The sequence below is a fragment of the Sellimonas catena genome, assembly GCF_027924685.1.
Classification (GTDB): Bacteria; Bacillota; Clostridia; order Lachnospirales; family Lachnospiraceae; genus Sellimonas; species Sellimonas catena.
The window spans coordinates 1-23,153 of the sequence record NZ_BSBO01000045.1 but is presented as its reverse complement, the minus strand read 5'-3'; the positions used below and the strand labels follow the sequence as shown (position 1 = coordinate 23,153).

Below are 23,153 nucleotides of genomic sequence, written 5' to 3'. Positions count from 1 at the left end.
TACGTGTTTTATTTTGCAACTAACATCATAAAGAAAAACTGTATGATTGGGAAGTAGGGATTTTCTCTGCTTCCCTTTTTATTTAGGAAAAATTCCTATTTTTGCCAATAATAATTATACACTAACGAGCCACACAATGGTGCTCTGTTTAAAATTTGCTGCAAAAGCTTTGAAAAATCCTTTGACAATGTAAGGCTCTTCCCGGCGGACCAGTTTCAGCGCGATTGTATTCAAGGCACTTAAGGATGCTCCGATTGTAAACAGAGGAACACAGCTGAAGATAAAGACAACGTTCAGAATCAACATGTCGCAGACTTTGGAAAGAAACTGCATAAAAGGATTTTCCAGACTAAACAAACGACTCATAATAACCTCCTTATTGATCCCGCCATGGGCGGACCGTTAAAACACAGTATAGCGAAAAAACAGGTAAAAATCAACAAAATAGACCAGATACACAAAAAATTCACTTGCCATATTGACGAATATTCATCATAATAATAGAATACAACAACAGGAGGAAACATCATGCTGGACAGAAAGTACGAGCGTCAGATGAGCGGAAAAGAAAAACGGAAATTTGAAGCGGAAAAAATGCGGCAGATGACGCTGAAAGAGAAAATTGAATATTTGTGGATGTACTATAAAATTATTTTTCTGATACCGGTGATTATCGGAGTTGTTATTTATCTGGGAGTCACCATGTATCAGGGAATTACCCGTGAAGTGCTGCTGAATCTGACAATCACGGGCGGAACAGGCACGGAATTGACAGATCTTGAAGAGGATGTCAAAGATCTCCTTGGTACAGGGAGCAGCAAAGAGACGGTGGAGATCAATTCCAACTTAAGCGGATCGGCAGATGATTACAACAGCAATGTTGCCCTGTCCACACTCATTGGTGCGGAATCGGTCGATGTTCTGATCTGCACGGAGGAAGTTTATGAACAGTATAATGATCAGAATGGCTTCGTGAATCTGGAAGAACTGCTTTCGGAGGAAGCACTTGCGGGCGGAAAAGTACAGGGGGATGCGTTAGTCCTTGAGAAGAATGACTACATGACAGAAAAAATGGGGGTTTCCTACGAACCGGCTTATGTCTGTGTCATGGAAAATGCAAAACATAAAGAGAATGCGGTAGCATTCGTTGAAATGCTTCTTGAAAATGTCTCCTGATCCGTTCAGGAGATCCAAAACGGATAAACCGCTTTAAAAAAGCGCTGAAAAGTGGTATAATAAACCTTGCAACTTTTGGATTTGAGGACGTAGAGATGAACAAAAAAGGAACTATTCATTTTAAAGGCCAGTTGAAGTTGTATATGCAATGGCCGGCGATTATGACGATTCTCCTGATTGCCATGAATATCTGGATTTACATGGTTGATCAAAGTGCAGGTTTTCTGATGAGTGCATTCGTCATCGTCTATGCGATTATTGCGTTTATCCTGTATTTTTATAACAGGTCCCTGCTTATGGCAGAGCTTGTGGAGTTTGCCACTCAGTACGGCGGGGTACAGGACATTCTGCTCAGAGAGTTGTCGATTCCATATGCCATCCTGATGGATGATGGAAAGATACTGTGGGGGAACAGCCAGTTTGCCGAAGTGATCGGACCTGGACTAAGACCGGATACCTACTTGAGCAAGTATATTCCGGAACTTAACAGGAGCGTATTCCCAAAAGAGGAAAAGGAGACGGTACGGCTTGAAGTCACCTATATGGGACGGGATTACTCAGTGGATCTGCGGAAGGTTCCGGTATCCGGATTCAGCCAGAAAGAACCGATTCTTGAACTGCCGGAGGGGAAAGAGTATTTTGTTACCCTCTATATGAATGATATTACAGACCTGAATCAGGCTGTCGCTGAGATTGAAGACCAGAAGCTGGTGGCAGGACTGATCTATATTGATAACTATGACGAGGTTATCGAAAGTGTCGAGGAAGTAAGGCAGTCCCTGCTGATTGCGCTGATTGACCGTAAGATCAACCAGTATGTGGCAAGGATGGATGGAATTGTCAAGAAGCTTGAAAAAGACCGCTATTTCATTATTGTAAAAAACTTTTATTTCCACAAAATGGAGGAAGACCATTTTTCCATTCTCGATGATGTAAAAGAAATCAGTGTCGGGAACAAGATTCCGGCGACACTCAGTATCGGTCTTGGCTTCAGCGAAGACACCTATGGACAGAGCTATAACTATGCCCGTGTGGCGATCGATCTTGCGCTTGCAAGAGGCGGGGATCAGGCGGTCATTAAAGACCAGGACGGCATCAAGTACTACGGCGGCAAGCGTGAGCAGATGTCGAAAAACACAAGAGTAAAGGCAAGAGTAAAGGCAGAGGCGCTCAGAGAGTTCATGATTGCCAAGGATCAGGTGCTGATCATGGGACATAAGCTTGGAGATTCAGACTCTTTTGGCGCGGCAATCGGAATTTACAAGGTTGCGGAAAGTCTGGAAAAGAAGGCGCATATTGTAATCAATGAGATTACGGTATCTTTGAGACCGCTTTATAATGAGTTCATGGAAAATGACCACTATCCGGAGGATATGTTTGTCAGTTCCCAGGAAGCGCTGAGGCTTGTGGATGATAATACAATGGTTGTTGTCGTGGACGTAAATAAGCCTCCGATTACGGAGTGTGAAGAGCTTCTTGGAATGGTGAAGACGGTTGCGGTGCTTGATCATCACAGGCAGGGCAGCAAGGTAATTGAGAACGCGGTGCTTTCCTATATCGAGCCGTATGCGTCATCCACATGCGAGATGGTAGCGGAAGTTCTGCAGTATATTTCGGACGATATCAAGCTCGACCCGATCGAGGCAAACTGCATTTACGCAGGGATCATGATTGATACGAACAACTTTACGAACCGGACCGGCGTCCGTACCTTTGAGGCGGCGGCATTCCTGAGAAGAAGCGGCGCGGATATTACACATGTACATAAGATTTTCAGGGATGATCTGGCAGCATACCGGGCAAAGGCAGCGATTATCGGTCAGGCTGAGATCTACAGAGAATGCTTTATTATTGCAAAAGGAGCAGGAGAAGATATTGAGAGTCCGACGATTGTAGGAGCGCAGGCGGCCAACGAGCTTCTGAATATCAGTCAGGTAAAGGCAGCCTTTGTTCTGACAGAATATCACGGAAAAGTTTATGTGAGCGCGCGTTCGATTGATGAGATCAATGTACAGATCATCATGGAGCGGATCGGCGGCGGAGGACATATTAATACTGCCGGCGCTCAGTTTGAAAATACGGATCTGGAGGGCGACATCGAAACGCTCAAACAGGTCATCGATGATATGATTGAAGGAGGAGACATCACAGTATGAAAGTAATTTTACTGGAAGATATCAAGTCACTTGGGAAAAAGGGTGAGATCGTGGAAGTCAGTGACGGCTACGCACGGAATGTCATCCTGAAGAAAAAACAGGGAGTGGAAGCAACAAGCAAGAACTTAAACGACCTGAAACTGAAAAAAGCGAATGATGCCAAGATTGCACAGGAGCAGCTGGAAGCAGCGGAAGCCCTGAAAAAGGAAATCGAGGCAGAAGATAAAAAAGTAGTACTGAAGATGAAAACGGGAGAAGGCGGAAAGACATTTGGCTCCGTATCTTCCAAGGAAATCGCGGCAGCAGTCAAGGAGCAGCTGGGATATGACATTGATAAGAAAAAGATTCAGATGAAAGAGCCGGTGAAGTCACTTGGCATGCACCGGATTCCGGTCAGACTTCATACAAAAGTGACCGCTGAACTGAAAGTATCTGTTCAGGAAGAATAGGCCGATCGCCTGGAGAGCAAGATGACGGGAGGAATTCAAGATGGAAGAGGCTTTGATTAAGAGAGTCCTGCCGCACAGCATCGAGGCGGAGCAGTCTGTTGTGGGAGCGATGCTGATGGACAAAGAAGCGATCATGACGGCGTCCGAGATCATCAGCGGAGAAGATTTTTACCAGACCACCTACGGTGTGGTATTCAATTCCATTGTAGAGCTTTACAATGAAGGGAAGCCGGTAGATCTGATTACGCTTCAGGACAGACTTCGGGAGAAAGACGTGCCCGAAGAAATCCAGAGCCTGGAATTCGTGCGTGAGCTTCTGACATCGGTTTCCACCTCCGCCAATGTCAAATACTATGCGGATATCGTGGCGGAAAAGTCAATGCTCAGAAAGCTGATCCGGCTGACAGAAGGCATTGCCAATACATGCTATCTGGCAAAAGAACCGTTGGAAGGAATTCTGGAGAAGACGGAGAAAGATGTCTTTGAGCTGATTCAGAAGAGAAATACCGGAGATTATGTTCCGATCCGCCAGGTAGTTTTAAATGCCCTCGACAAGATCGAAAAAGCATCCAAGAGTAAAGGAACCGTAACCGGTATTCCGACAGGATTTATTGATCTTGACTATAAGATGTCGGGACTGCAGCCGTCGGATCTGATTCTTGTGGCGGCGAGACCGTCCATGGGAAAGACGGCATTCGTACTGAATATTGCGCAGCATGTTGCGTTTAAAGTGGAGAAGACCGTGGCGATCTTCAGTCTGGAGATGTCAAAGGAACAGCTGGTAAACCGTCTGTTCGCTCTGGAATCCCAGGTTGATTCCCAGTCGCTACGTACCGGAAATCTCAAAGATACGGACTGGGAAAAGCTGATTGAAGGAGCCGGCATCATCGGGCGCTCCAATCTGATCATCGACGATACGCCTGGTATCTCCATTTCCGAGATGCGTTCCAAATGCAGAAAGTATAAGCTGGAACACAATCTGGAACTGATTATCATCGACTATCTTCAGTTGATGAGCGGAAGTGTGGGAGGCCGAAGCGAGTCAAGACAGCAGGAGATTTCCGATATCTCACGTTCACTGAAAGCACTCGCCCGTGAGCTGAATGTTCCGGTGATTGCACTGTCACAGCTGAGCCGTGCGGTGGAACAGAGACCGGACCACAGGCCGATGCTCTCTGACCTCCGGGAATCCGGAGCGATCGAGCAGGATGCCGACGTGGTTATGTTTATCTACCGTGACGACTACTATCATAAAGATACAGACCGGCCGAACATTGCGGAAATCATCATCGCAAAACAGAGAAACGGCCCGATTGGAACCGTGGAGCTGACATGGCTTCCGAATTATACCAAATTTGCAAACTTCCTTCGGAAGGATGAACGATAAAAATGCTGCCACATGTAAGAGCAAACAGAGTTCTTACCGTGTGGCAGCATTTATAGATTCAGGCTTCACCGAGCAGTCTGTGGAAGAAGCGGGACGGAGCGGTCCTGACACTCTCTTTCCGGTAGAGCTGCTGCTGGCGGATCAGCTGATCCAGGTTTCTGTAGCGTTCTTCTTCCTGGCGTTCTTTCGCCTGGAGCAGGAAACTCATATTCTGGGATACCTGTTTTGTGATCGTCTCACTGATCTGTTTTTCGAGGATCGGATTGTTTTCCGCCAGTACAGAGCGCAGGACGGACGCCAGAAGGGATTCCGGTGTCTCTTCCTTTACTCTTTTCTGCAAAGCCTCTTTCGTATGTAAAATATCCGGGATGACTTCCTTTAAATCTCCGATCCGGATACCTTGTTCTAGTAGTTCTTTGATACAGCCAAACAGCCGTATGTCTTCGTCTGTATAGTAACGATGCCCGTTTTCAGTCCGGCCGCACGGAAGAGATAAATTCTTTTCCCAGTAGAGGAGCAGGTGCTCGTCCACGCCCGTGCGCTTGGCAGCTTCTGAAATCATATACTGAACCTCGCCCATACAACAACCCCCTGTTAATTTTTTTATACACTTTTGCTGCACTTCTATCATAACATATTGTGGGGAAGAATTCCGAAAAACTTCTCGACGGATTCGGACAGGAAACCCGGAAGGCATGGCGGATTCCGGCGAAAGGAGGCGGTGGAAAAAGAAACAGGGAAAAAATACCGCCACCCAAAACCAAATGGATGACGGCATTTTCATTCATGCATTCAAAAGTATTAAACAAACTGAAATTATTCAGCGGAGATAGCACCTGTCGGGCACTGTGCTGCACAAGCACCACAATCTACGCAAGCAGACGGATCGATTTCATAATGATCTGCTCCCTGAGAAATAGCGCCAACCGGGCATTCTGCTTCGCAAGCTCCACAGCTTACACATTCATCACTAATTACATGTGCCATAGTATGTATCCTCCTTTATTCTAAACATTCCATGTTATATGGTGATTTTATTTTAATACAAAAAAATTCATTATACAAGCAAATTCGTGGTTTTAATTTAGTACAAAAGAAATATTCAGCGGGAGCAGCGAGAAAAATTAAGAAAAACTTTATGCTTTTTCCCTGAAATTGGTGTATAGTGTAGGGTAGTAAATTTCAATTAACAGGAGAAAGAACGATGAAAAAAAAGATCGCAGTCATGGCAGTCATGCTCTGCGCGGCAGTTTCAACGGCAGCCTGTGCAGGGAAGGGTACGTCCGATAAAGATAGCGTGGTACTCGGTCAGGAAGAAGAAGAGTCAGCAGATCAGACAAAACTTAACATGATTCAGCCGCAGGCTTACAGCACGGTAGAAGGTCTGAATCTGGAGAAAGGAAGTTATATCTCCATCATCGGGAAATCTGAAGATTCCGAATATTGGGATGAAGTAAAACGCGGGGCTGAAGATGCTGTGGAGCAACTGAACGAAGCCCTGGGATACAGTGGAAGAGATGAAATCAAGGTAACATATAATGCTCCGGGACATGAAGGAGATGTGGACGAGCAGATTAATATTCTGGATGAGGAGCTGGACCGTTATCCGGTTGCTGTCGGCATTGCAGTGATAGATAAGACTGCATGTGAGGTACAGTTTGACCTGGCTACGGAAAATAATATTCCGGTTGTCGGGATGGATTCTCCAAGTGATTATCCGGGGCTTATGCTTGTTTCCACGAACAATCAGGAGGCAGGTGCTACAGCGGCAGATAAGATGGCGGGGCTGTTAAATGAGCAGGGAGAAGTACTTCTTTTCATTCAGGATAATATTTCCGGTTCTGCCAAGCAAAGAGAGGCAGGAATGATCAGCCAGTTCCAGTCACAGTACCCGAACATTACGGTGTCCGGTATCTATTACATGGACGAGCTGGACAGCATGAAAGAGGGAACCGCTGAGAAACTTGGCAAAGCAGCAGAGGATGTGACAGACGAAGAGTTGATTCAGCAGATTCTGGCGGAGCACCCTAATGCAAAAGGATGCATTGGAGCCAATGAAGAGACGACCAAGATGCTGATTGACGCATGTGAAGCATCAGAGAGTGATGACATCCGGCTGATTGGATTCGATGGAGGAGAGACACTGACAGAGGCGCTCGAGGACGGCAAGGTCGATGGATTGATCGTACAGAATCCATACGGTATGGGCTATGCTACAGTAGTAGCTGCAGCAAGATCGGCGCTTGATATGGCAAATGAGGCAAACGTCGATACCGGCTATGCATGGGTAACACAGGACAATATGGAAGAGACAGCAATCAAAAACATGCTGTACTAATTCTTAAAATATAAAGCGGAAACCGAACAATAAAACGGGCAGATTCCTTTGAAGGAGAAGGGATCCGCCCGTTTTTTTGGTATAAATTTGTGACGAAAACTTATTTTCCGCTATCTGACTTCGGGAGGGAAAAGATAAATTCCGTTCCGACTCCTTCCGTACTGATAACATTGATATTTTCATTATGTGCCTGAATAATCTCGCGGACTATGGAAAGACCAAGGCCGGTTCCTTTTTTGTCTTTTCCGCGGGAAAGATCGCTTTTGTAGAAACGTTCCCAGATCTTACTGAGATCTTCTTTCGGAATACCGATTCCATAATCTTTAACAGAAACAAAAACTTTCTCTCCCCGCTCCGTTGTCTCCACTGTGACTGTAGACTGTGGATTGCTGAATTTGATGGCGTTATCCAGCAGATTGTAAAGTACCTGCTGGATCTTGCTGTGATCAGCATGGACGTAGAGGACCCTGGAAGCAAGCAGGAGTTCGATGGATATTTTCCTGGATGTGCAGGCTCCTTCAAAGGAGGCGGCTACCTGCTTGATCATTTCATGGAGATCAAAGGATTCCTTGTTCAGAAGAAGCTCCTTTGTATCAAATTCATTAAGCGTCAGAAGATCCCGTGTCAGGTCTGTCAGACGTTCCGTTTCAAAGAGAATAATACCCAGATATTTACTCTGAAGCTCCACCGGGATTGTACCATCGGCAATTGCCTCCACATATCCCTTGATGGAAGTCAGAGGGGATCGAAAATCATGCGACACATTGGCAACAAATTTTTTCTGATAATCCTCCATATCTTTGAGATGAGCGGACATATAGTTCAGCGAAGCGGAAAGATATCCGATTTCGTCCTGTGAATTTACCGGGATCTCATAGTCCAGATTCCCTGAGGCGTACTGTTTGGCAGCTTCCGTAATCTTGCGCAGAGGCAGATAAATAATCAGATGAATACCGAGGAAGATTGTAAACGAAAGCAGATAAATGACAGCCAGAGTGATATAAACGGAATGCATGATGCTGTGCTGCTGATCCTCGAAATAGGAGACCGGCTTATGTACGATAAGATATCCTTTTGTGGAAAATCCTTCTGTTACCGGGACAATCATGGTAAGAACTTCTTCTGAATAATATCCATGATAATCGCCGGTCAGATACTGTTCACCTCCGGATTCCGCCGGATCAAAGTCACGGATCTGCTCCGGAACTATGGCGGAGCCGGAGGAGGAAACGGACAATAATACATTTCCCTCTGTATCCGTAAGCCAGAGATCCGCTTCCAGATAGACATTTACTCCGTTCAGCATTGCCCTCGTCGAAGAAGCGGTAGTCTCTTTCGAATAATAATCAGTAAGGTAGTCGGTTGCCAGAATGGTTGCTTCCCGGTACAGCCTGGATGCATCCTCGTCACGGATGGTATCGAGAATAAGCTGTGCTCCAAGTGTGGCAGCTGTGAAAAGGCTTAAAAAACCGAAAATAATATACAATATGATAAATTTCAGGTAGAGATTGCTGTGCATTGTTTATTTTACCTCAAATTTGTATCCGATTCCCCAGACAGTGCTGAGGCCCCACCCGCTGTGATCTTTGATTTTCTCACGGAGACGCTTGATATGGACGTCCACGGTACGGGTATCCCCGATGTATTCATATCCCCAGATCTGATCAAGAAGCTGCTCTCTTGTAAAGACCTGATTCGGGGAAGCGGCAAGAAAATATAAAAGTTCAAGCTCCTTTGGCGGCATATCCACGCGCTGTCCATCGACAACTACGGAGTAGTTGGTAAGATTGATGGAAATTCCCGGATATTCGACACATTTTCCCTTTGACGGGTCCGGACTTTCCGGCTTTGCCGGCTGGTAACGGCGGAGCACAGCCTTGACACGGGCCACAAGCTCCTTGGAATCAAACGGCTTGATGATATAATCATCGGCACCGAGTTCCAGACCGAGTACTTTATCAAAGACCTCCCCTTTGGCTGAAAGCATGATGATCGGTACGTTGGATCTGGAACGGATTTCCCGGCAGACCTGATAACCGTCAATGCCGGGAAGCATCAGGTCGAGAAGGATCAGGTTCGGCTGATAGGAATCAAAAGCCTTCAGCGCCTCCTCTCCGTCATAGACTATGCGGGTATCAAAACATTCCTTTGTCAGATAGAGACTGATCAATTCGGCAATATTTTCATCATCGTCTACGATTAAAATTTTCTGTTTTGTAGTCATAACTTCCTCCCTATTTGAATTCTACAATAGTAACTCCCGCGTCCCCTTCGCCAAAAGCGCCGAGACGGTAGGATTTGACATGTTTCTGTCTCTTTAAATACTGATGGACAGCATTGCGGAGTGCGCCGGTTCCTTTTCCGTGTACGACACGGACCGGACTGATATGTGCCAGATAAGCATCATCCAGATATTTGTCCAGAAGAGCTACCGCTTCGTCTGTCGTCCGGCCGATCAGATTGATCTCCGGGCTCACGCTCAGTGATTTGCCCATCTTCATCTTTCCGGATGAAGTGCGGCGTGTCTGTTTGGAAACATAGGAAACCGGTTCGTCAATGATATCCAGATCAGTGATCGGAACCTTGGACCGGAGAATTCCCATCTGTACTTCTACATTTCCTCTTGAATCCGGAAGAGTATGAACAGTTCCGGTCAGATTCATGCTGAGCACCTTGACGGCGGTGCCAAGTTTAAAGTCGGACGGCTTATAAGCCTTCTTTGGTTTTGCCTTTTCCAGAGAAACGGAAGAAGAGGTCTTTGCCATCTTCTGGCGCAGTTTTTCACGCTCTTTTTCCATCTCGGATGCAGAAATATTTTCCTTTCCGAATTTACGGAAATTACGCATAGTTTCATCCGCATAATCTTTTGCACTCTGAAGGATACGACCGGCCTTTTCATTGGCTTCCCGAATGATCCGGTCTCTCTGGGCATCCAGCTTTTCCTGTTTTTCTTTTGTACGTCTGCGGAGCATTTCCAGTTCCTCTTTGTAAGCCTGAATCTCCGCCTGCTCCTTTTCAATTGTACGGCGGCTGTGTTCCAGATCGCTTAACAGCTCTTCAAAGGACTCTTCCTGATCACTCAGGTGCGTCCGGGCCTCTTCAATAATCTCATCTGAAAGACCGAGCTTCTTTGAGATGGCAAATGCATTACTTTTCCCCGGAATTCCAATGAGCAGATGATATGTCGGGCGGAGGGTCTCCACATCAAACTCACAGCAGGCATTTTCTACACCTTCGGTGGTGAGCGCAAAAACTTTCAGCTCGCTGTAATGTGTAGTGGCCATCGTACGGATTCCCCTCCTGTGGAGACTGGAGAGAATAGCGATGGCAAGTGCAGCACCTTCGGTCGGGTCTGTTCCGGCGCCAAGCTCATCGAAGAGGACGAGAGAATGTTCATCGACCTGTTCGAGGAAAGAAACGATATTCGTCATATGGGAAGAGAAGGTACTGAGACTCTGCTCAATACTCTGTTCATCGCCGATATCGGCGTATACTTCTGTAAAGACGGCAAGTTCGGACCGGTCAAGCGCCGGAATGTGAAGTCCCGCCTGACCCATAAGAGTAAACAGCCCGGTTGTCTTCAAAGAGACGGTCTTTCCGCCGGTATTCGGCCCCGTGACAATCAGAAGATCAAACTCGTCACCGAGACGGATTGTGGTCGGCACCACTCTGGCCTTGTCAAGGAGCGGATGCCGTCCTTCGCGGATATGAATCCGCCCTTCCTGATTGAATACCGGGCGGGAACCGTTTAAATCAACGGCAAAGCTTCCTCTTGCAAAAATGAAATCCAGATTTGTCAGCATTTCGTAATCAACGCGGATCTCATCACTGTGTTCCGCAGCCATAGTGCTTAAGTTTGCCAGAATTACCTGAATTTCCTCCTGCTCTTTTGCATGAAGCTCCATCAGATCATTATTCAGTTTAACAATAGCCATCGGCTCGATGAATAAAGTAGAGCCGGTGGAGGACTGGTCGTGGATCATCCCTTTGACCTGACTGCGGTATTCGGCCTTGACCGGGAGACAGTACCGGTCTCCACGCATGGTTACAATGGCGTCCTGCAGATAATTACGCATGGAACCGTTTACCATACTGTTCAAGGTGGAGTGAATCCTGCCGCCTGATGCCTGAATGCTGCGGCGGATCTTTAAAAGATTACTGCTGGCGTCATCAGCAATTACATCTTCTTCCAGAATACAGCGCCGTATCTCGGAAGCGGCTCTGGATACCGGCTCCAGACGCTGGAAATAAGAATCCAGACAGTCCGGCACCTCATCGACCGTATCATGCCGGCCGTATGCTTTCGCCTGGCCTGCACATTCCAGCAGACGCCCGATGGCAAGAAGCTCGGCGGCACTGAGTGAAGCCCCCAGATCCAGACGCTTTAACGACGCTTCCACCGGGACACATCCTCCGAAGGAGGGCATTCCCTTCTTGACGATCCGGGTAAACGCTGCGGCGGTCTCTTCCTGCATTTGCTCAATCACAGACAAGTCCGTCTGGGGAAGAAGACTGAGGCAGCGCTCTTTTCCGCTTTCCGATGCGGCATGATCTGCGAGGAGCTGTATAATTTTATCATATTCTAATTTACGTAATGTTTTCGTATTCATGAAAATCCCCTGTCTATACATACTTTGTCAAATATCATTTTACCCTATTTGCCTTCTAAAATAAAGGAGAAAAAAAGGTTAAATATTGAACATTGGGAGGTGTTACGGTATACTATAAAAAGGGATTAAAAAGGAGAAATACGATGTCTGCCCAATTTCAAGATGATGATGAGAAGAAGGAAGAAAAAGACTCCTATTCTTTTTTGAAGGAAACGATCAAAAAACCCCCGGTGGATAAGCGGGTGGTGGCATTAAAGATTCTGAGGGTCGCGGGCCTGGGACTGATTTTCGGACTTATGGCGTGTGTTGGGTTTGTTGTGGCCAAACCATGGGTAGATGAGCATATCGGAAATACGAGGACAAATGTGACGATTCCGCAGGATGAGCAGACGGAGGAGGAAGATGAGACTGAATCAGGAGACGGGCAGGCCGCTGTTCCATCACTGACGATTGAAAATTATCAGCAGATGATAGATGAGATGAATCGGATTGCAGATACTGTGGAGAAAAGTGTTGTTGTGATCAAAGGGACTGTACCGGCTTCCGGGGACGGCCAGACAGCCGGCGTAAGCCAGAGCCGTTCCGGAATCATTGTGGCAGACAATGGAGTGGAGCTTTTGATTCTGACAGGAGACAGTATCTTTGAGAGCGGCAAGGCAGTGACGGCTACATTCTACGATGGCAATGAGGTGACTGCTTCTTTGAAACAGCAGGACAGAAATCTCGGAATTGCGGTCTACGCAGTAGAAAAGTCGCGGCTTTCGCAGAACACAGCGATCCAGGCATCAGTCGCGGTGCTTGGAAATTCCAATCTTATATCCACCGGAGATCCGGTGATTGCGCTGGGCGCACCGTTCGGTTCAGAGGGCGGGGTAAGTTTCGGGACTGTCAGCGGAACAGAAAGACAGCAGTATCTCTGTGACGGCCAGTATCAGATGATTGAGACGGATATGGTGCGTGTGGAAGGCGCAAGCGGAGTTCTGGTAGATTTAAGCGGAGAGATTATCGGGCTGATCGATGAGGACGAAGACGGTACGTCAGGAGTCATTACCGCTTTCGCGATTTCCAAATTAAAAGAAGAGATCGAACTCCTTTCAAACGGTATTTCTGCAGCATACCTTGGAATCAATGGAACCGAAGTGTCAGATGCCGTTGCGGACAGTCAGGATATGCCAAAAGGGGTCTATGTAAGTTCTGTCATGCCGGATTCTCCGGCCATGCAGGCAGGCATTCAAAGCGGAGACATTATTACAGCAATCGGAGATACCAAGATCTATACTTTAAAAGGGCTCAAAGAGGAGCTTATGGATTACCGGCCGGGACGTCAGATTACGATCAAAGGACAGCGTAGAGGATCGGAGGAATATGTGGACGTACAGTTTGATGTTACGCTGGCCGGGGCAGAATAATGAATTTAGAAAGAGGAAAAAAATGAGATATATCAAGGAACTGCATGAAGGAGAAACCATTCGTGCCATTTATTTATGCAAATCAAAAAGAAGCGCAGAGACAAGAAACGGGAAACCATATGACAACCTGATTCTGCAGGATAAAACCGGCACACTGGACGGAAAGATCTGGGATCCGAATTCCAACGGGATCGCTGACTATGATGAAAAGGACTTCGTGGAGATTGTCGGAGAGGTTACGACTTATAATAACAATCTGCAGCTCAATATCAAACAGCTCAGGAGAGCACAGGAAGATGAATATATTCTGGCAGACTACATGCCGACCAGTGAACGGGATGTGGAAGAAATGTACAAAGAGCTCCTTGAATTTGCGGAGATGATCAAGAATCCGTATCTGAAACAGGCTGTAGAGTATTATTTTGTGAAAGACGAGGAATTTATCCGGAAGTTTAAAAATCATTCTGCGGCCAAGAGCGTTCATCACGGGTTCTGCGGGGGCCTTCTGGAACATACGTTGAGTATTTTGAATCTCTGCCGCTATTATCTTGCAGCATATGATTTCCTGAGCGGAGATCTCCTGTATGCAGCGGCTATGTATCATGACATCGGAAAGACAAAGGAACTGTCTGCATTTCCGGAAAATGATTACACAGATGACGGGCAGCTTCTTGGACATATTATTATTGGTGTGGAAATGCTGGATGACGCAATCCGTACAATACCGGGATTTCCGCCAAAGCTTGCAAGTGAGTTGAAACACTGCATTCTTGCGCATCACGGAGAACTGGAATATGGTTCTCCGAAAAAGCCTGCACTTGCAGAGGCCATGGCACTCAATCTTGCTGATATGACAGATGCCAAGATGCAGACGATGAAAGAGCTGTTTAAGGATAAAAATACGACAGAGTGGATCGGATATAACAGACTGTTTGAGTCAAACTTAAGAAAATCAAGTTTGTCATAGAGGGAAGTAAGAGAAGCAGAACCGGAGCCCCGGATTAGAAGGACACCGGTTCTGCTTTTTCTTGTATGCATATGGAAAGTCAGGTATAATGGGCGGTAGAAAGCAGATCAATGAATGATCTGCGGTAACAGAACTGTGTATTATGGCACAAAAGGGGAAGAAACGATGAAGAAAAATGATTTTGTGACACTGACAATAGAGGATATTGGCGTAGGAGGAGAAGGAATCGGGAAAGCCGAAGGGATGACTTTCTTTGTGAAGGATGCGGTTGTCGGCGATGTGATCGAGGCAAGAATCACAAAGCTGAAAAAGAATTACGGTTATGCCAGGCTGATGAAAATCCTCAAGCCGTCTGAAAAAAGGAAAGAGGCAAAATGCCCGGTGGCAAGACAGTGCGGGGGATGCCAGGTTCAGGAGATGGCTTACGAGGAACAGCTGAAATTCAAGGAGCGGAAAGTCCGGAATAATCTGGAACGGATCGGTGGATTTGAAAGCACACTGCTTGATGCTGTTATGGAGCCGATCTGTGGAATGGAGGAACCATTTCATTATAGGAATAAAGCACAGTATCCGATCGGAACTGACAGGGACGGGAATCCGGTAGCCGGCTTTTATGCAGGACGGACCCATCAGATTATTCCAAACACGGTTTGTGCACTTGGCAAGGAGATCAACACCGAAGTTCTTAACATTGTCCTTGAATTTATGAAAGAATTTCATATTACCGCCTATGATGAAGGAACGGGGACAGGTCTGTTCCGCCATGTTCTGATCCGGAGTGGATTTAAGACAGGCGAAATCATGGTCTGTCTGATTGTAAACGGAATCCGGATCCCTCATGTGGAGATACTGACAGAACGACTGACAAAGCTTCCGGGAATGACCAGCATTACGATGAACATTAATTGTGAAAATACCAATGTCATTATGGGAAAAGAGATCCGGCTTCTCTGGGGACAGGAGTATATTACAGATTATATCGGAGAAATCAAATATCAGATTTCACCACTTTCTTTCTACCAGGTGAATCCGGTGCAGACAGAAGTTCTTTACGGGCTGGCCTGTGAATACGCAGGACTGACCGGGCAGGAGACCGTATGGGATCTTTACTGTGGAATTGGAACGATTTCGCTTTTCCTTGCCCAAAAAGCAAAACAGGTTTACGGAGTTGAGATTATTCCACAGGCGATTGAAGATGCCAGAAAAAATGCAGAGATCAATGGCATTACAAATGCCGAATTTTACGTTGGAAAAGCAGAAGAAGTGCTGCCGGACTATTATAGAAAGTATGAAGAGTCAAATCCGGGCAGCCGTGCTCATGCGGATGTGATTGTGGTGGACCCGCCGAGAAAAGGATGCGATGAGACGTTGCTTGAGACGATGGTAAACATGGAACCGGACCGGATCGTATATGTGAGCTGTGATTCCGCAACACTGGCAAGGGATCTAAAGTATCTGTGTGAGAACGGGTATGAATTGAAAAAAGTACGGCCGGCGGATATGTTTCCGATGACGGTGCACGTAGAAACTGTCGTGAAATTATGCCGGAAAATCAAGGCGTCCGGAAAATAGTTTCCTGATTAAAAATATGCATTGTGTTCATTCTGGCATTGCTGACATTCGTTTTTACGTTTATCAGATAATGTTTTAAGCATAGAAAAAACCACCCCGGAACTTTGGCTGAGTGATGAGGTGGCAATTCTATGTTAATCCTTGTTATTAGGTCAACCACTTTATGGGCGGTTGTTCCTTTTTCTACTTACTTTTCTACTTACAATATAGCACATTGTGTTTTCATGTTCAAGAAAAAATTGACGGCAGGCATTTGGCATCCCCAAATTGAGCATATAAAATAAATCTCTTTTTGAAATTTTGCCATCCGGTTATTTCCGGATGGCACTTTTCATCCTTCGGCTCAAAACAAGTAAACAGGCTACCAGAAGGATCGGAAAGAATGTGGCGGTCAGCAGTCCTGCTTTCAGATTGCCGCCGGCCAGTTCCGAGAACTTCCCTACTATCGCCGGGCTTACTGTACCGCCAAAATCCCCTGCTAATGCTAAAAATGCGAACATAGCGGTGCCGCCTTGCGGACACTTTTGGGAAGAAAGGCTGATTGTACCAGGCCACATAATACCAACACTGAATCCACAAATGGCACATCCGGCCAGCCCAAGAATCGGGACAGGTGAAAGAGAGGCCAGCAAATAGCATGCCACGCACAATAATCCGCTCAGCAGCATGGTTTTTGTCAGGTTCAGTTTCTCGCTCATTTTGCCGTACAGCATACGGGAAATTCCCATGAAAACGGCGAACAGGCAAGGGCCGGCCAAATCACCAATGGTTTTGGATACACCAAGGGCAGATTCTGTAAATGCAGACGCCCATTGTGCCATCGATGCTTCGGATGCGCCGGAACAAATCATCAGCAGAATCATAATCCATATCAATGGCAGACGGAGCAGTCTGCGAATAGGCAGACTTTCGCCATCTTCCACCAGACGCTCTATCGGACAAGTGAGAAACTGAAAGACATTTACCAACGGTACCAGTGCCCAGAGTAAGGTAAGTATTTTCCAATTTTCAATGCCAAATATCGCAAAAAAGAGCGTGGAACCTAAGATTACGCCCACCGCACCCCAGCAGTAAAAAGAGTGAAGCAAACTCATCACGCCATCCTTATTTTCAAAAGGGCAGGCTTCCACAATCGGGCTCACCAGCACTTCTACAAGGCCGCTGCCGATGGCATAAAATACTACCGCGAGGAGGATTCCCAGAAATGGTACAGGGAGAACTTCCGGGAGAAACGCCATCAACACAAGCCCTACGGCGGAAACGACCTGAGAGATCACCACACAGATACGGTAACCGATTATGTCGGCGAACTTGGTTGCTCCAAGGTCAACCAACAACTGGGTCAGATAAAACACAACCGGGATCAGAGCGATTTTTTCCAATGAGATCCCGTAGGTATGTTGAAAGGTCAAAAACAGAAGCGGTGCAAAGTTGGCGGCGATAGCCTGAGTGACAAATCCCATATAGCAGGCCACCAGTGTCTTTTGATATTTACGATTCCCGGACATATCACTTATCTGCCTCCGTCTGTTTGATCAGGTTTTTGTTTAAACATTGAAATTTCATGATAGCTCTCCTTTCTAGACTCGAATAAACGTATTATATAATCAAATTATTCAAAGATAAAGGCACTATAGTGTCAGGGAAAAGCATTATTTACCCGATCCGTGCGTTTGTCGGTGAATATCCGTACCTTTTGCGAAATTGACGGCTGAAGTAATTTACAGAATGAAACCCGCAGGCAAAACTGATCTCCTGCAACGTCAGTGTGGTTTCGTGCAGTAAACGCTTAGCTGTTTGCAGGCGGTACTTAATAAGCTCTTCCACCGGAGAACACCCCAGGTAGGACTGGAAACACCGGCCGGCTTCGCTTCGGCTGATATGGGCGGCACCGGCGATATCTGCCAGGGTAATCCTTTGGGCGTAATTTTCATAAATATAAGACAGCATTTTCTGGAGGCGTATCTGGGTGTTCAGTTGTACCCGTGATGCGTTGGATTTTGGCAGGGAATCAAAATTGCGAAAGATGGTTTCCAATATACAACAGATGCTGCGCTGGACCGTCATTTCGTAACAATCGGGCTGTTCCTGCATGGCGAAATACGTGGTGCGAATCCACTGGCGGACCTCATCCCACAGGTCGTTGTCGTGCCGGAACACAACAAAGGGAAGAGAGTTACAAGCCAGAATCGGCCGGATGTATTTCCGGTAAATGGTGCTGGTCTCAGGGGCAACCACTGTGCCGGAAAAAACGATGTTTGGAAAGCGATCCGGCTTCACACCTGACAATTGTCGAATTCCGTGGAGCATATTCTGGTTGATGAAAATACTGTCCCCCGGTTCCAGAATCGTATGGGTTTGCCCCACCTGAAAGTCGAGAACACTGCTTTGTGATGTGGCAATCTCAAAGTAGGGATGCCAGTGCACAGGTCCCGCACGGTTTGGCAAATCGGCAAGTTCATCGCAATAAAATGTAATGGGGAAAGTTGAACTGTCATGTGGTATCTGTTCTTGTAATTGATGGTCAAGTATGATTGGCATATTGTAGTCCTTTACTCATAGATAAGTATCGTTTTCCGGAAACTCAGCAATGGCTTTCGTCATCAGTATCCGTTTTACATCTATTATACCTTGTACAATCAAAGCGGGCAAATGTTTTCCGCCGGTCCAATGAAAAGTGCGCATTGTGACCGGTCGCTTTACGTGGTAGTATATGGAAAGGAATAATCGGAGAAATCTGTATTTTTTCTATAAATCATAACTATCGCTTGACTGTAAAGTCCCTTTACCCCTTATAATTAAATATCATATCAGGGGAGGATTATGCCGATGACGATCAAAGAAGTGGAAGAACTGTCCAATATGACGCGGGCGAATATCCGGTTTTATGAAAAAGAAGGACTCATCACGCCGCAGAGGGATTCAAATGGTTACCGTAATTATACGGAACAGGATGTGGATATATTGAAACGGATCCGGCTGCTTCGGACGGTTCATCTCGGCCTGGAAGAGATCCGGTCCTTAAGTGAGAAAGAAAGTGAGCTGACAGATGTTCTTCTTATACATTTAAGGACATTGAAAAAAGAACAGAAGGATCTGGAACAGTCAAAAGCGATCTGCGAGCAGATGTGCAAAGATCGGGCAGCTTATGAAAGTTTTGATGCGGAGCATTATTTTAATTTTCTGAACAAGGCGCCTTCAGAAATTCCGGCGGAGTTAGAAGCAGACTCACTTCCAAAGGTAACAGCGCCCTGGAAACGGTATTTTGCCAGACTGATTGATGAAGCAATCTATCTGATTTTCTGGAATCTGATTCTGGCGCTTGGTTTTCATATGAATATCAGACAAACAGGATGGGCATTTGCAGTCATAGGGATCATAATGCAGTCTGTTTTGCTTCTTATGGCAGAGCCTGTCATGCTTTCAAGATTTGGTACGACACCCGGGAAATTTCTGTTTGGTTTTCGAGTGTCGGCAGAAAGCGGTGCACGGCTTACATGGAGAGAGGCTTATGACAGAACCGGGATCGTATTAAAAAGAGGACTGGGATTTTATATCCCGGTTTATGGGCTCATACGAGAATACTCTTCTTACAGGGATTGTAAAAAAGGAGAGATTCTTGAGTGGGAAGAAGACAATATTCTCACGTTGGATGAACGGCATATGAGGTGGAAAGTGATAGCGGCAGTTCTGGTACTGGGTGTACTTGATGTCCTGAATTATTTTGTGTGGCAGGCAGGTGCACTGCCGCAGAACAGAGGAAATATCACGGCAGCACAGTATGCCGAGAATTTTAACGATATGCAGAAATTTTATCAGATTGACCATCAGCTGAATCTTCCGGAGTTTTTACCCCCGCTTGGCGATTCCAGGAAGCTGCTGAATCAGGACGGTGATTGGGAAAAGATGTCCGGAAAACCGTATATCGTTGGCACAGGAGTGGATTATCCGGAGCTTCCCGAACTTCAATTTACGGAAAAGGACGGTGCTTTGACAGAAATTTCATTTTCTTCCGAATATAAAGATGAGAACGTGGAAATTCCGGTGTATGGAGATCTGATGGCGCTGGCATCGCTTTCCTATATTTGTGCGCAGGAAGAGTACAACCTGTTGCTTTCTCCGCCTTCGCGCCTTTACAACCGGGTGAAAGAATATGGGGATCAATGCAGTGATTTTATGATTAATGAGGCGGGGGTTAAAGTGCAGGCATCGTTTGATTACAGCGGATATGAAATTCGGCAGGCGCAGTATGGAAGCAGCGATGTACTTGTGCCGGTGTATGGAGAGGATGTGTATTTTCATGTGGATTTCCGCATCTGGCAGGAGTAAAACAGCTTGACTTTTTTCGCTGCGAAAAGCATAATGAAATCAGTGCAAAGTAAACGGAGGGAAACCGGGTCCAGGAGGCCCGGTTTCTTTGGCGGAGGTGGATAAAATTGACGACAAAAGAAAGTATTCTTGCTCTGTTTGAAGAGCAGAGGGGAGTTTATTTTTCAGGCGAAGAGATTGCAGCCAGGCTTGCGGTTTCACGGGCGGCAGTATGGAAGGCGGTGAACGGCCTTCGAAAAGAAGGTTACGAAATTGACGCAGTCTCAAACAAGGGCTACCGTCTTGCGGCCGATACGGATATTTTATCTACACAGGGAATTGAAAAATATCAGGATCCTGTCTGCCGGACATTGAACTTATGCGTTCTGCCGGAGGCAGAATCTACCAATACGCTTCTCAGGGAAAAGGCAAATGCAGGAGCGCCGGAAGGGACTGTAATCCTTGCCAACACCCAGACAAAAGGACGGGGGAGGAGGGGCCGGAGTTTCTATTCTCCGGCAGACACCGGTCTCTATCTGAGTATCCTGTTAAGGCCGGATGGAATGACACCGGATCAGGCGGTGAAGATCACGACAATGGCTGCTGTCGCTGTATGCGAAGCGGTAGAGGAGATTTCCGGAAAAGAGACCTGGATCAAGTGGGTCAATGATATTTATCAGGAAGGACGGAAGATCAGCGGAATTCTTACAGAGGCTTCAGTCAGTATGGAAAATGGAAGTGTAGAATCGGTGATTCTGGGAATCGGAATCAATGTTTACCCGCCGGAGAGTGGATTCCCGGAAGATATCAGAGAAACTGCAGGATCCGTTTTTGACGGGAAGCAAAATGATGGAAAGAACCGGCTGGCCGCCGGAGTTCTGAATTATTTTTTTAAAGAATATGAGAGGATAGATCGTACTGATTATGTGGAAAAATACCGTGCAAAAAGTTTTGTAGTGGGGAAAGAGATCACAATATTGTCTCCGTCCGGCAACAGACAGGCAACGGCACTGGATGTGGATCAGGACTGCCACCTGATTGTGCGGTATGAAAATGGACAGACAGAACGGCTGTCCTCCGGGGAGATCAGTATCCGGCTTTCATAAACTGCTGCCGGAGCTGTGGGCATCAAATGAAAAGGCCGGGCAGGATGTGTCCGGCCTTCAGACGGTCAATCAGTACCATCCAAATAGTGAAGAGTTCCCGTTCAGCCTGCTGATAGCAGAGAGCTCGGACGGAGTCAGTGCAAAATCCAGTACAGCCAGATTTTCTGCCATTCGCTCCCGGTGAACGGACTTCGGAATCACGGCAATGCCATTCTGGATCAGATAACGAAGGGCAATCTGTCCGGATGTCTTGCCGTGCCTTGCGCCGATTTCCTTCAGAACAGGTTCCGCAAAAATGTTTTTCCGGCCTTCTGTAAACGAGGCCCATGACTGCATTTGTGTCCCATAGCTGTTCAGAAGATTTTTTAATTCCAGCTGCGGAAAGTATACATGAGATTCTACCTGATTTACCGCAGGAATGATTTCACAGGACCGGACAAACTCTTTGTATTTTTCAGCATCAAAGTTAGAAATCCCGATGGCACGGACTTTTCCGTCCCGCAAAGCTTCTTTGAAGGCTTCATACATTTCCGGAGCGCTTTTATAGGGCTCGTGGATTAAGAGAAGATCGATATAATCGGTCTGCAGCTCATTCAGAGACTGTTCAATCCCCGATTTTGCTTTTTGATAGGTCGTCCTGGGACGGTAAATTTTGGTTGTGAGAAAGAGTTCTTCTCTGGGAATTCCACTTTCTTTGACAGCACATCCGACAATATACTCATTTTCATACATCTGGGCTGTATCGATCAGCCGGTAACCAAGATCCAGTGCAGTCAGGATGCTCTGTTTTCCCGCTTCCCCGCGGATATCCCAGGTGCCAAAGCCGATCATGGGCATCCGAACGTTATTATTTAAGGTCATATCATTCAAAATCGATCCCCCGCTTTCTGAATTGTTTTCTGCATTTATTATACAGAAAGCGGAGGAGTCTGTAAAATATCCAATACTTATATCATGATATGCAAAATGGGAATATCACCACGAATTTATATAAGCCTCTAGCGAATAGATTTCCCAAGCTCGTAAGCCTGCCCAAGTTCCGGTTTGCCATAGAAAACAAGTACGCACATGAAAGTGCGATACTTACATTACAGTATAATACTTACCAAAAGGAGAGCGTAAAATGGGAAAGCGATGCATATCAAACGAATGTCTCAGCACGACCGGTTTCAGCTATACGTTATCTTTGATTAACGGAAAATATAAGATGACAATTCTTTATACTTTGATGGAGTTTGGTGTGGTTCGGTTTAATGAAATGAAAAAATATATTGGAGGAATCTCCTATAAGACACTCAGCTCCACACTGAAGGAACTGGAAGCGGATCAGCTTGTCCACAGGGAGGAGTACCCGCAGATTCCGCCGAAGGTGGAGTACAGCCTGACAGAGCGGGGCAAGTCGTTGATTCCGATTCTGGATGGGATGTGTGAGTGGGGAGACCAAAATCGTTTATAAGGAAACGGCCGGGCCGGTCAGAGTCATTCTAAAGAAAATGTTCATCATGCTAAAATGTAGGTAATTGCGAAACTCCTTCGTAAACTTGAAGCAAAACAAGGAAAATTCGTACAGGGAAGGAGTTTTGGAATGAAAAGTGGATAACCGGATATTTTAGGCGCACTTTAATAAGCTATCTGCTTTATGAAAGTGGTAAGTCCTATGCTATGAGTGGCTTTA

20 protein-coding genes are annotated in these 23,153 nt (G+C 46.3%); 11 read left to right on the top strand and 9 right to left on the bottom strand.

Annotated features, from left to right (window positions below; translation table 11 throughout):
- Positions 1 to 114: 114 nt before the first annotated feature.
- Entirely contained in the window at positions 115 to 366 is a 252-nt protein-coding gene (locus Selli1_RS16460) for a DUF624 domain-containing protein (RefSeq protein ID WP_281874044.1), read from the bottom strand.
- A 162-nt stretch (positions 367 to 528) separates the two neighbouring features.
- Between Selli1_RS16460 and Selli1_RS16455 the strand changes: the two genes are divergently transcribed.
- From Selli1_RS16455 to dnaB, 4 genes are all read left to right on the top strand, one after another.
- The gene (locus tag Selli1_RS16455; protein ID WP_138373798.1) at positions 529 to 1,176 is read left to right on the top strand and encodes a hypothetical protein; all 648 of its coding nucleotides are present in this window, start codon (positions 529 to 531) and stop codon (positions 1,174 to 1,176) included.
- 95 nt (positions 1,177 to 1,271) lie between these two features.
- Positions 1,272 to 3,332: a DHH family phosphoesterase gene (locus Selli1_RS16450; RefSeq protein WP_087166693.1), complete on the top strand. Its 2,061-nt coding sequence runs from the start codon at positions 1,272 to 1,274 to the stop codon at positions 3,330 to 3,332.
- Positions 3,329 to 3,781, top strand: coding sequence for a 50S ribosomal protein L9 (rplI, locus tag Selli1_RS16445; RefSeq protein ID WP_087166694.1), 453 nt, complete (start codon positions 3,329 to 3,331; stop codon positions 3,779 to 3,781). Before Selli1_RS16450 ends, rplI begins: the two co-directional genes overlap by 4 nt.
- 40 nt (positions 3,782 to 3,821) lie before the next feature.
- Entirely contained in the window at positions 3,822 to 5,168 is a 1,347-nt protein-coding gene (gene dnaB / locus Selli1_RS16440) for a replicative DNA helicase (RefSeq protein ID WP_087251783.1), read from the top strand.
- 58 nt (positions 5,169 to 5,226) lie between these two features.
- On the opposite strand, the gene Selli1_RS16435 is transcribed toward dnaB, so the two are convergent.
- Both Selli1_RS16435 and Selli1_RS16430 read right to left on the bottom strand, forming a co-directional pair.
- Entirely contained in the window at positions 5,227 to 5,748 is a 522-nt protein-coding gene (locus Selli1_RS16435; RefSeq protein WP_087251782.1) for a helix-turn-helix domain-containing protein, read from the bottom strand.
- A 236-nt stretch (positions 5,749 to 5,984) separates the two neighbouring features.
- Positions 5,985 to 6,155: a 4Fe-4S ferredoxin gene (locus Selli1_RS16430; RefSeq protein ID WP_087166697.1), complete on the bottom strand. Its 171-nt coding sequence runs from the start codon at positions 6,153 to 6,155 to the stop codon at positions 5,985 to 5,987.
- Between the two features lie 217 nt (positions 6,156 to 6,372).
- On the opposite strand from Selli1_RS16430, the gene Selli1_RS16425 reads away from it, so the two are divergent.
- Complete coding sequence (locus Selli1_RS16425; RefSeq protein ID WP_281874040.1) at positions 6,373 to 7,506, top strand: substrate-binding domain-containing protein; 1,134 nt, start codon at positions 6,373 to 6,375, stop codon at positions 7,504 to 7,506.
- Positions 7,507 to 7,606: 100 nt separating this feature from the next.
- Here the strand turns inward: Selli1_RS16425 and Selli1_RS16420 are convergent, their stop codons facing one another.
- The 3 genes from Selli1_RS16420 to Selli1_RS16410 are packed head-to-tail and all read right to left on the bottom strand — an operon-like array spanning position 7,607 to position 12,116.
- Positions 7,607 to 9,025, bottom strand: coding sequence for a sensor histidine kinase (locus Selli1_RS16420; RefSeq protein WP_087166699.1), 1,419 nt, complete (start codon positions 9,023 to 9,025; stop codon positions 7,607 to 7,609).
- Positions 9,026 to 9,028: 3 nt separating this feature from the next.
- Positions 9,029 to 9,730, bottom strand: coding sequence for a response regulator (locus Selli1_RS16415; RefSeq protein ID WP_191427967.1), 702 nt, complete (start codon positions 9,728 to 9,730; stop codon positions 9,029 to 9,031).
- A 10-nt stretch (positions 9,731 to 9,740) separates the two neighbouring features.
- The gene (locus Selli1_RS16410) at positions 9,741 to 12,116 is read right to left on the bottom strand and encodes an endonuclease MutS2 (RefSeq protein ID WP_281874036.1); all 2,376 of its coding nucleotides are present in this window, start codon (positions 12,114 to 12,116) and stop codon (positions 9,741 to 9,743) included.
- 143 nt (positions 12,117 to 12,259) lie between these two features.
- Here Selli1_RS16410 and Selli1_RS16405 point away from each other — a divergent pair, with 143 nt between their 5' ends.
- The 3 genes from Selli1_RS16405 (at position 12,260) to rlmD (ending at position 16,064) form a co-directional block, all read left to right on the top strand.
- Positions 12,260 to 13,525, top strand: coding sequence for a S1C family serine protease (locus tag Selli1_RS16405; RefSeq protein WP_281874034.1), 1,266 nt, complete (start codon positions 12,260 to 12,262; stop codon positions 13,523 to 13,525).
- A gap of 22 nt (positions 13,526 to 13,547) precedes the next feature.
- Positions 13,548 to 14,492 (top strand): 3'-5' exoribonuclease YhaM family protein, encoded by a 945-nt coding sequence (locus Selli1_RS16400; protein WP_138373803.1) that lies wholly within the window; start codon positions 13,548 to 13,550, stop codon positions 14,490 to 14,492.
- 165 nt (positions 14,493 to 14,657) lie between these two features.
- Complete coding sequence (gene rlmD / locus Selli1_RS16395; protein ID WP_281874032.1) at positions 14,658 to 16,064, top strand: 23S rRNA (uracil(1939)-C(5))-methyltransferase RlmD; 1,407 nt, start codon at positions 14,658 to 14,660, stop codon at positions 16,062 to 16,064.
- Positions 16,065 to 16,375: 311 nt separating this feature from the next.
- Here the strand turns inward: rlmD and Selli1_RS16390 are convergent, their stop codons facing one another.
- Together Selli1_RS16390 and Selli1_RS16385 are read right to left on the bottom strand one after the other, a co-directional pair.
- Positions 16,376 to 17,572, bottom strand: a complete 1,197-nt coding sequence (locus tag Selli1_RS16390) for an MFS transporter (RefSeq protein WP_281874030.1) — start codon at positions 17,570 to 17,572, stop codon at positions 16,376 to 16,378.
- 148 nt (positions 17,573 to 17,720) lie between these two features.
- Complete coding sequence (locus Selli1_RS16385) at positions 17,721 to 18,605, bottom strand: AraC family transcriptional regulator (protein ID WP_281874028.1); 885 nt, start codon at positions 18,603 to 18,605, stop codon at positions 17,721 to 17,723.
- Between the two features lie 288 nt (positions 18,606 to 18,893).
- Here Selli1_RS16385 and Selli1_RS16380 point away from each other — a divergent pair, with 288 nt between their 5' ends.
- The gene (locus Selli1_RS16380) at positions 18,894 to 20,393 is read left to right on the top strand and encodes a MerR family transcriptional regulator (protein WP_281874026.1); all 1,500 of its coding nucleotides are present in this window, start codon (positions 18,894 to 18,896) and stop codon (positions 20,391 to 20,393) included.
- 107 nt (positions 20,394 to 20,500) lie between these two features.
- Entirely contained in the window at positions 20,501 to 21,478 is a 978-nt protein-coding gene (locus tag Selli1_RS16375; RefSeq protein WP_281874024.1) for a biotin--[acetyl-CoA-carboxylase] ligase, read from the top strand.
- 69 nt (positions 21,479 to 21,547) lie between these two features.
- On the opposite strand, the gene Selli1_RS16370 is transcribed toward Selli1_RS16375, so the two are convergent.
- Positions 21,548 to 22,339, bottom strand: coding sequence for an aldo/keto reductase (locus Selli1_RS16370; protein WP_204229554.1), 792 nt, complete (start codon positions 22,337 to 22,339; stop codon positions 21,548 to 21,550).
- A 262-nt stretch (positions 22,340 to 22,601) separates the two neighbouring features.
- Here Selli1_RS16370 and Selli1_RS16365 point away from each other — a divergent pair, with 262 nt between their 5' ends.
- On the top strand, positions 22,602 to 22,934 hold the full coding sequence (locus Selli1_RS16365; protein ID WP_118637599.1) for a winged helix-turn-helix transcriptional regulator: 333 nt from the start codon (positions 22,602 to 22,604) through the stop codon (positions 22,932 to 22,934).
- The last annotated feature ends 219 nt before the right edge of the window (positions 22,935 to 23,153 follow it).